Raw genomic sequence first — 8553 nt, forward strand, 5'->3', positions numbered from 1 at the left:
GTCGGGACCTGCACCACCTCGACCCCGTAGACCTGCAACAGGTCGCGGCCGAGGAGGCGGGTCACATAGTAGCCGTCGGCGGGGAGCATCACCCTGGCCCCCGCCTTCAGACTGCAGACCAGCGCTGCGGTGATCGCGGCCATGCCGGAGGGGAAGGCGACCGTCTCGGCGGCTTCGAGGATAGACAGTTGCGCCTCGACGGCGTCCCAGGTGGGCTGCCCGGCGCGGCCGTAGTAATGGGCGGCCCCCTGCGTCTCGGGCAGGTGGAAGGTGGTCGCGACCGAGATCGGGGGGACGACCGGCTCGCCCAGGGCAAGGCCCGCCTTGCGGTGGTGGAGGAGACGGGCGATGCGGGCGTCGGTGTCGGCGGTCATGGCGGCTCCTGAGGGTGCCCGCGCGCGGGCAAAGACAGTACCACAGCGAAATCAAGCGCTTGGCCGTGGGCGTTTACTGAACCTTAACCTGCGGCCCCGGTGCCCTCAAGCCGTCACTCCAGCCGCGCCGGGAAGCCTTCGGCGCGCAGGTCGGTGCCCAGCAGGTCCTCCAGCAGCTTGGCGATCATCGGCGATTGCGCCTCGCCACCGAAGGCCGCCTTGGCCGCGATATAGGTCTGGTTCGTGATCGAGGCGAGGTCCAGCGGCACGCCGAATTCCTTGCCGAACCCCAACGCGAAGCCGAGGTCCTTCAGCGCCAGATCGATGTTGAAGGCGATGTCGAAGCTGCCGTTCAGGATCAGCGCGCCTTCGGTTTCATGCACGAAACTGTTTCCGGACGAGGCAGCAATCGCATGCCAGGCCTGCCCAAGGTCCAGCCCGCCGCGCTTTGCCAGCATCAGCGCCTCGGAGGTCGCCTTCAGATGGATGAAGGCCAGCATGTTGGTGATCACCTTGATGATCGCCGCCGACCCGAGCGGCCCCATGTGGAAGAGGCGCTTGCCGATCACCGACAGCGCGGGGCGGTGCAGGTCGACCAGATCCTGATCGCCGCCCAGAAGCACGGTGATCTCGCCCCGCGCGGCCAGATGGACGCCGCCCGTCACCGGCGCCTCCAGCAGGCGCACCTGCCCGATGCGGGCCAACCCCGCCAGCCGCAGCACGTCGTCCCGGCCAAGGGTGGAGTTCTCGATCCAGGTCGCGCCGGGCTTCAGGCCGGTCATCAGCTCGGCCAGAACGGCCTCGGAGACAGCAGGGTTCGGCAGGCAGGTGAAGACATGGTCCACGGCTTCGGCCAGAACCGAGACCGAAGGCGCGACTGTCGCCCCGAGTGCTGCGTGGCGTTCGGCGAGCGCAGGGTTGCGGTCATAGACCGTGACGCGATGGCCCGCCTGCAGAAGGCTCGCGGCCAGATGGCCGCCGAGGTTGCCGAGACCGATGTAGCCGTAGTGCATTTCCATTTCTTTTCTGCGCGTTGCGCGCGCTACCTGAAGTAGATATTGAACCGCCTGCGGATGGCTGCGTCGATCTCCGGTTCGATCCGGCAGCCTGCCTTGGCGAGGATCGCGTTTTTCCGGGCCATGGCGGTGTCGAGGAGAAGTGGCTTCCCGGCCTCGTTCCATTCCTTCGGCGACATGCGATTGCCGACATTGGGATAGATATATTCGGTCTGCATCAGCTTCAGCGTCTGGTCGGACCCCAGATAGTGCCCCGGCCCGCCGAGGCAGACCTGCTTCATCGCGTCGATGGAGGTGGAATCCGGCGTCACGTCGATGCCGCGCACCAGCCGCATGGCCTGGCCGAGAAGGTCGTCGCCCAGCACCAGCGATTCCAGGCAGAAGCCGAGGAGCGAGGCGTGCATTCCGACCGCCTCGTAGCACATGTTCAGGCCCGCGAGACCGGCGAGGGAATTGGTGATCCCCTGCTCCCATCCGGCCTGCATGTCGGGCAGCTTCGAATCGGAAATCCCCGAGGCCGCGCCGCCCGGCAGGTCGTAGAAGCGGTGCATCTGGGCGCAACCGGCGGTCAACAGCGCCTGTTCGGCACTGCCGCCTGACATGGCGCCCGTTCTCAGATCGGAAACAAAAGGCCAAGTGCCGAAGATCGCCGGGGCGCCGGGCTTGATCGCGTTGACATAGACCACGCCCGCGAGACATTCCGCCACCGCCTGCACGATAGCGAGCGCGATCGGCGCGGGCGCGGTGGCCCCGGCCTGCCCGGCGGAGAGGAGGAGCATCGGCATGCCGCGCCGGATGCAATCCTCCATCACCTTGCAGCTTTCCTCGGCGAATTTCATCGGTGGGACGACGAAACAGTTGGAGTTGCTTACAAAAGGCCGCTCGCGCCAGGCTTCCTCCGACCCTGCCACCATATGCAGCATCTCGAAGGCATCGGCGACATGGGCGGGGTCGAAGAACGAGGTGCCGACGTGTTTCGTGGTCCCGGCCAGGCAGGCGTAGAGCGTGTTGAGGTCCATCTCCTTGTTGTCCAGCACGTCGCGGCAGACCATGGTGCGCTGGTAGAAATGGATGTTGTCGAGGTTGTCGACGAGACGCGCGGCGTCATAAAGGTCCTGCGCGGTGGAGTCGCGATAATCGAGCGTCACCGGGTCGACGATATGGACCGCCGCCCCCGCCGTGCCGAAATGCACATTGTTTCCAGTGAGATGCAGGTCATACTTCCGGTCGCGGGCATGGAGCGTGATATTGCGGGCGGCCTTGGCCAGCATGTCCTCGACCAGCGCGCGGGGGAAACGGATGCGGCCATCGTCGCCCTGGATGGCGCCTGCGCCGGTGAGAAGTTCGACGCCGGAGGACGGGGCCTGGGAAAGGCCGATCTGTTCCAGCGCGTCGAGGGCGGCGGCGTGGATCTGCTGGATGCCCGCCTCGGTCAGCGGCTTGTACTGGCCGCCGGGAAGGCCCGCGCGGACGGGTTTCACATCATCGGCCAGCGGTGCCGCCCGCAACGCGACGCGGGCCTGACGGCCTCCGCTGCGGCGGGCGCGGGTGGGTTCGCAGATGTCACCAAGCTCGGTCATTTGTCTGATCCCTTGAGAAGGAGCGCGTCGATCTCGTCGCCGCTTGCGGTGGTCGCGAGGGGTGCGAAACTGCCCTCGTCCAGCATGGCTTTGGTCGCGTCGCGGATCGCGGCATGGGCAAGGCGCGCGATCTGGCTGCCGGTGGAGATGCGGCGCACGCCGATTGTCGCGAGTTCGGCGACGGTAAGCTGCTTGAGCGGACCAGCGGCGAGGGCGTTCACCGGCGTCCGGACAGAGGCGACGATCTGCTTCAACTCGCTTGGGCCGGGGGGCACAGGAATGTAGAGAAGATCGGCCCCGGCGGCCTCGAAGGCCTGCAGGCGGCGGATGGCTTCCCTGAGGTCGTAGGTGCCATGCATCACACCGTCGGCGCGGGCGCAAAAGATGAAGGGGCGGCCCAGGGCGCGGGCTGCGGCGGCCCCCGCCCGGATGCGTTCCACCGCCAGATCAAAGGCATAGGGCGCATTGCCGGGGATCATCTGCGTGTCTTCGACCGAAATGCCGGAGAGGCCCGCCTCACCCGACAGGCGGACGGTTTCGGCGACCTCGTCGGGGCTGTCGCCGAAGCCGTTCTCGAAATCGCCCGAAACCGGAAGCGGCGTCGCGGCGATCAGATCCTGCGCATGGGCCAAAGCCTCGTCGCGGCTGACGCCGCCGAGGTCGGGGCGGCCAAGGGTGAAGGCATGGGCGGCGGAACTGGTGGCCAGCGCCCTGGCGCCAAGGGCGACCATCATCCGGGCGCTGCCGCGATCCCAGGGGTTGGGGATGACGAAGCAGCCCTTCTGGTGCAGGTCGTGAAAGGCCTGGTGGCGTTGGGCGAGGGTCATGCGCGGATCCTTTCGGATTTGGGGTCGTGCATGGGGGAGAGGCTGGCGATGGCCGCGTGGCGCTGGCCCGCGACCTCGATCTCATAGGTCGCGCCGAGAATATCGTCGTCGCTCTGTCCCCTGGCCGGGACATAACCCATGCCGATGGCACCGCCGAGGAAGTGGCCATAGGCGCCGGATGTCACGGGGCCGACGATTTTTCCATCGCGGACAATGGCTTCGTTGTGGAAAAGGAGCGGCTCCGGGTCCTTCAGGCGGAACTGGACGAGCTTGCGGTCGAGGCCTGCCTCCTCCTTGCGCAGCACCGCGTCGCGGCCGAGGAAGGCGGGCTTCTTGCGGCTGACGGTGAAGCCGAGGCCCGCTTCCAGCACATGGTCCTCGTCGGTGATGTCATGGCCCCAGTGGCGATAGGCCTTCTCGATCCGGCAGCTGTCGAGGGTGTGGAGACCGCAGAGCTTGAGGTCGGGTTGGGCCTCCATAATGGTCTCGAAGACATGGGCGGTCTGGTCGGTCGGTATATACAGCTCCCAGCCCAGCTCGCCGACATAGGTCACACGATGGGCGCGGGCGAGGCCCATACCGATCTCGATTTCCCTCGCCTGACCAAAGGGATGAGCGGCGTTTCTGAAGTCATTCGGTGAAACCTTGGCCAGCACCTCGCGCGATTGCGGGCCCATCAGGCAGAGGACCGATTCGGCGGGGGTCACATCGGTGATGACGGCGAAGTCGTCGCCGACCTGGGCGCGCATCCAGGCGAGGTTGCGTTGCAGCGTCGCGCCGGGGACAACGGCAAGGAAGGCGGTCTCGGAAAGGCGCGTCACGGTAAGATCGGCCTCTATACCCCCGCGATCATTGAGGAACATGGTGTAGACGATGCGCCCCACCGGCACGTCCATCTGGGCGGAGGAGAGGCTGTTCAGGAAGGCGCAGGCATCGCGGCCCTCGATGCGGATCTTGCCGAAGCTGGTCATGTCGAAGAGGCCCGCGGCCTCACGCACCGCTATGTGCTCGGCGCGCTGGTTGTCAAACCAGTTCTGCCGCTTCCAGCTGTAGCGGTACTCTCGTTCCTGACCAGGATTGGCGAACCAGTTGGCGCGTTCCCAGCCCGCGACCTCGCCGAAGACCGCGCCGCGGGCCTTCAGATGGTCGTGGATCGGCGACCGCCGGACGCCGCGTGAGGTGACGACCTGGCGGTAGGGGAAATGGTCGGCGTAGAGGAGGCCCAAAGTCTCGCTGACTCGCTCCTTCAGGTAGCGGCGGTTCTTCTGGAAGGGCTGGGCGCGGCGGATATCCACCTCCCAGAGGTCGAAGGGCGGCTCGCCCTCGGTGATCCAGTGCGCCAGCGCCTGCCCCGCGCCGCCCGAGGAGACGATGCCGATGGAATTGTATCCAGCCGCGATCCAATAGCCCCTCACCTCGGGCGCCTCGCCCAGATAGTAGCGGTCATCGGGGGTGAAGCTTTCCGGCCCGTTGAAGAAGGTGTGGATGCCCGCCGTCTGGAACAGCGGCATCCGGTGCATCGCATGTTCCAGGATGGGCATGAAATGGTCCCAGTCCTCGGGCAGGGTGTCGAACTCGAAATCCTTGCGGATGCCGTCCATCCCCCAGGGTTTCGCCTTGGGCTCGAAGGCGCCGAGCATCATCTTGCCGGCGTCCTGCTTGTAATAGGCACATTCGTCGGGGACGCGCAGAACCGGGGTGTTGGGGTCCAGCCCCGCGACGGGTTCGGTGATCAGGTAGAAATGCTCGCAGGCGTGCAAGGGCAGCGTCACGCCGTTCTGCGAGGCGAGGTCCCTGCCCCACATGCCGCCGCAGTTGACGATGACATCCGCTTCAATATGGCCCGGCCCCTCGGCGGTTTCATAGTCCACCCCGGTGACGCGGCCCCCGGCGGTCGTGACCTTCGTGACCAGCGCGCCCTCGAAGATCTTCGCGCCCCGCATCCGGGCGCCCTTGGCCAGCGCCATGGCGATATTGGCCGGGTCGCATTGGCCGTCAAGCGGCAGCGCCACTGCGCCGACCACGCCGTCGATGTTCAGATGGGGATATTTCGCCTTGGCTTCCTGCGGCGAAATCTCATGTACCTGCACGTCAAAGATACGCGCCACGGTCGCCTGCCGCAGCAGTTCCTCATGCCGCTCGCTGGTCAGCGCGACCGAGATCGAGCCCACCTGACGCATCCCGGTGGCGACGCCGGTCTCGGCTTCCAGGCCGCGGTAGAGATCGGCGGAATATTTCGCCAGCCGCGTCATGTTCGCCGACCCGCGCAGCTGGCCGATCAGCCCGGCCGCATGCCAGGTGGTGCCGGAGGTCAGCTTGCGCCGTTCCAGCAGCACCACATCGGTCCAGCCCGCCTTGGCGAGGTGATAGGCCACCGAACAGCCCGAGACCCCGCCCCCGATCACCACCGCCCGCGCCTTGGTTGGAATCCCGTTCATTGCCGTTCCTTCGTAGGGTACGTGATTTCACGCACCATTCCGCCCAAGGTGCGTGAAATCACGCACCCTACGCCTTGATCCGTTCGTTCTTGGCATCCCAGGCCGGGCCGTCCGGCAAAACCGTCGCCTTCACCCGATCGCCGAAGATTTCCACCTCGACCTCCGTCCCCGGCACCGTGAGGTCGGCCCGCAGCATCCCCAAGGCCAGCGAATGCCCGACCCGGTAGCCCCAGGCGCCCGAGGTCGTCTCGCCGACCACCTGGCCATCGTGCCAGAGCGTCGACATGTAGGGCGCGTCGGCCTCGCCTGCCTCGACCTTGAGCGAGACGAAGCGCTTCTTCACGCCGCGCTGCTTCTCGGCGGCAAGCGCCGCCTTGCCGGGGAAGTCGTGGGTCCAGTCGATGAACCGCTCCAGCCCGCCTTCCAGCAGCGAATAGTCGGTGGACAGGTCGCCCTTCCAGGCACGGTAGCCCTTTTCGATGCGCAGGCTGTTCAGCGCCTTCATCCCGAAGGGCCTGGCACCGCCCGCCAGCAGCGCGCCGTAGATGTGTGGGGCATCCTCGCGGTCGCAGTGGATTTCCCAGCCAAGCTCGCCCGCGAAGGAGACGCGGACCAGCGCCACATCCTTGCCCGCGACCTTGGCGAAATACTGGACCGAGAGCCAGGGCAGCGCCAGGTCGGCCTCGGCAATCCCCGCCAGCAGATCACGCGCCTTGGGGCCGGTGACGATGAAGCAGTGGATCTGGTCGGTCCAGTCCTCCAGCGTGACACGTTCCGGCAGCCCCTTGCGCAGGATGTCGGCGTCATGGGACTGGGCCACGGCGGCGGTGATCACGCCCACATCCTCCTCCGAGAACGGCAGGCAGGTCATCTCGGTGACGATCCGGCCGCGGTCGTCGGCGAAGTAGAGCAGGCCCGTCCGCCCCGGCTGCGGCAGTTTCGAGGCGGTGAGCGAGGCCAGATGCGCCCGCGCGCCCGGCCCTGTCAGCCGCAGGCGGGTGAAGCCCGGCAGGTCGAGAACGCCCACACCGTCGCGCACCGCCTCGCATTCGGCCTTGATGCGGCCCTCCCACGGGCCCGCCCTGCCCCAGGTCTGGGTCGCCTCCCAGGAGGTGTCGTCGCCCGGCGCAGCGAACCATTCCGCCCTCTCCCAGCCATTGTAGGGCGCGAACTGGGCGCCGAGCGCCTTCAGCTTCCCATGCACGGGGGAAAGCTTGCGGTCGGGGGCGGCGGGCCAGCGGGCCATGGGGAAATGCATCCCGTATTCGTGGCCGTAAATCTCTTTCCCCTTGGCGACGAGATAGTCGTGATCCTCCCACCCCGTGAAGCGGCGCGGGTCGCAGGACCACATGTCCCATTCGGTGCCGCCCTGCATCACCCATTCCGCCAGCACCTTGCCCGCGCCCCCCGCCTGGCAGATGCCGAAGGTGAAGACGCAGGCCTCGAAGGCGTTGGGCACGCCCGGCATCGGGCCGAGCAGGGGGTTGCCGTCGGGTGTATAGGGGATCGGGCCGTTGATCACCTTGGTCAGGTTGGCCTTCTGGAGGAGCGGCACCCGCGCCATGGCGTCATTGATGTGCCATTCCAGCCGTTCCAGATCGTCCGGGAACAGCTGGAAGCTGAAATCTTCGGGCATCGGGTCGTCGGGCGTGGCCCAATGCGCGCGACAGGGGTCCTCGTAGGGGCCGAGGTTGAAGCCCATCTTCTCTTGCCGGAGATAGTAGGAGCTGTCGACGTCGCGCAGCAAAGGCAGCTTGTGGTCGCTTTCCTTCGTCCAGGCCTCCAGTTCCGGGATGGTGTCGAACAGCATGTATTGGTGGCTCATCACCATCATCGGCACCCGGCGTCCGAACATCGCGCCGACCTGTGCGGCATAGTAACCGGCGGCGTTCACCACATATTCGGCACGCACCTCGCCCTTGGGGGTGGAGAGAACCCATTCGCTGCCGGTCCATTTCGCCGCCGTCACCGGGCAGAAGCGTTCCACGCGCGCGCCCAGCTTCCGGGCGCCCGCCGCCAGCGCCTGGGTCAACTGCGCCGGGTCGATGTCGCCATCATAGGGATCGTAGAGCGCGCCGGTCAGGTCGTGGGTCTCGAGAAAGGGGTATTTCGAGCGGATTTCCTCGGGCGAGAGGATGGTCAGGTCCATCCCCTGATAGCGGCCCATGCCGACGACGCGCTTGAATTCCTGCAACCGCTCGCGGGAATGCCCCAGCCGGACCGAGCCGGTGACATGGTAGTTCATCGGATAGTCCACCGCCTCGCCCAGCCCGCGGTAGAGGCTGGCCGAATAGCGCTGCATGTTCATGATCGACCAG

6 protein-coding genes are annotated in these 8553 nt (G+C 66.6%); all 6 read right to left on the reverse strand.

Annotated features, from left to right (window positions below; genetic code table 11):
• On the reverse strand, nucleotides 1-374 hold a 374-nt coding region (locus V7Q39_RS16965; protein ID WP_333817798.1), incomplete at its 3' end, for a PLP-dependent transferase.
• 113 nt (nucleotides 375-487) lie between these two features.
• Complete coding sequence (locus tag V7Q39_RS16970) at nucleotides 488-1387, reverse strand: NAD(P)-dependent oxidoreductase (RefSeq protein ID WP_333817799.1); 900 nt, start codon at nucleotides 1385-1387, stop codon at nucleotides 488-490.
• A 29-nt stretch (nucleotides 1388-1416) separates the two neighbouring features.
• Nucleotides 1417-2970 (reverse strand): trimethylamine methyltransferase family protein, encoded by a 1554-nt coding sequence (locus V7Q39_RS16975; RefSeq protein ID WP_333817800.1) that lies wholly within the window; start codon nucleotides 2968-2970, stop codon nucleotides 1417-1419.
• Nucleotides 2967-3797, reverse strand: coding sequence for an isocitrate lyase/PEP mutase family protein (locus tag V7Q39_RS16980; RefSeq protein WP_333817801.1), 831 nt, complete (start codon nucleotides 3795-3797; stop codon nucleotides 2967-2969). The genes V7Q39_RS16975 and V7Q39_RS16980 overlap by 4 nt, the downstream gene beginning before the upstream one ends.
• Nucleotides 3794-6235, reverse strand: coding sequence for a GcvT family protein (locus V7Q39_RS16985; RefSeq protein ID WP_333817802.1), 2442 nt, complete (start codon nucleotides 6233-6235; stop codon nucleotides 3794-3796). Before V7Q39_RS16985 ends, V7Q39_RS16980 begins: the two co-directional genes overlap by 4 nt.
• A 67-nt stretch (nucleotides 6236-6302) precedes the next feature.
• The coding region (locus tag V7Q39_RS16990; protein ID WP_333817803.1) for a GcvT family protein at nucleotides 6303-8553 on the reverse strand (2251 nt) is incomplete at its 5' end.

Source organism: Tabrizicola sp. (assembly GCF_036781545.1).
Classification (GTDB): domain Bacteria; phylum Pseudomonadota; class Alphaproteobacteria; order Rhodobacterales; family Rhodobacteraceae; genus Tabrizicola.

Coding starts and splice junctions, on each gene's coding strand:
- V7Q39_RS16975 (WP_333817800.1), bottom strand. CDS start 2,970: ATGACCGAGCTTGGTGACATCTGCGAACCCACCCGCGCCCGCCGCAGC.
- V7Q39_RS16985 (WP_333817802.1), bottom strand. CDS start 6,235: ATGAACGGGATTCCAACCAAGGCGCGGGCGGTGGTGATCGGGGGCGGG.
- V7Q39_RS16980 (WP_333817801.1), bottom strand. CDS start 3,797: ATGACCCTCGCCCAACGCCACCAGGCCTTTCACGACCTGCACCAGAAG.
- V7Q39_RS16970 (WP_333817799.1), bottom strand. CDS start 1,387: ATGCACTACGGCTACATCGGTCTCGGCAACCTCGGCGGCCATCTGGCC.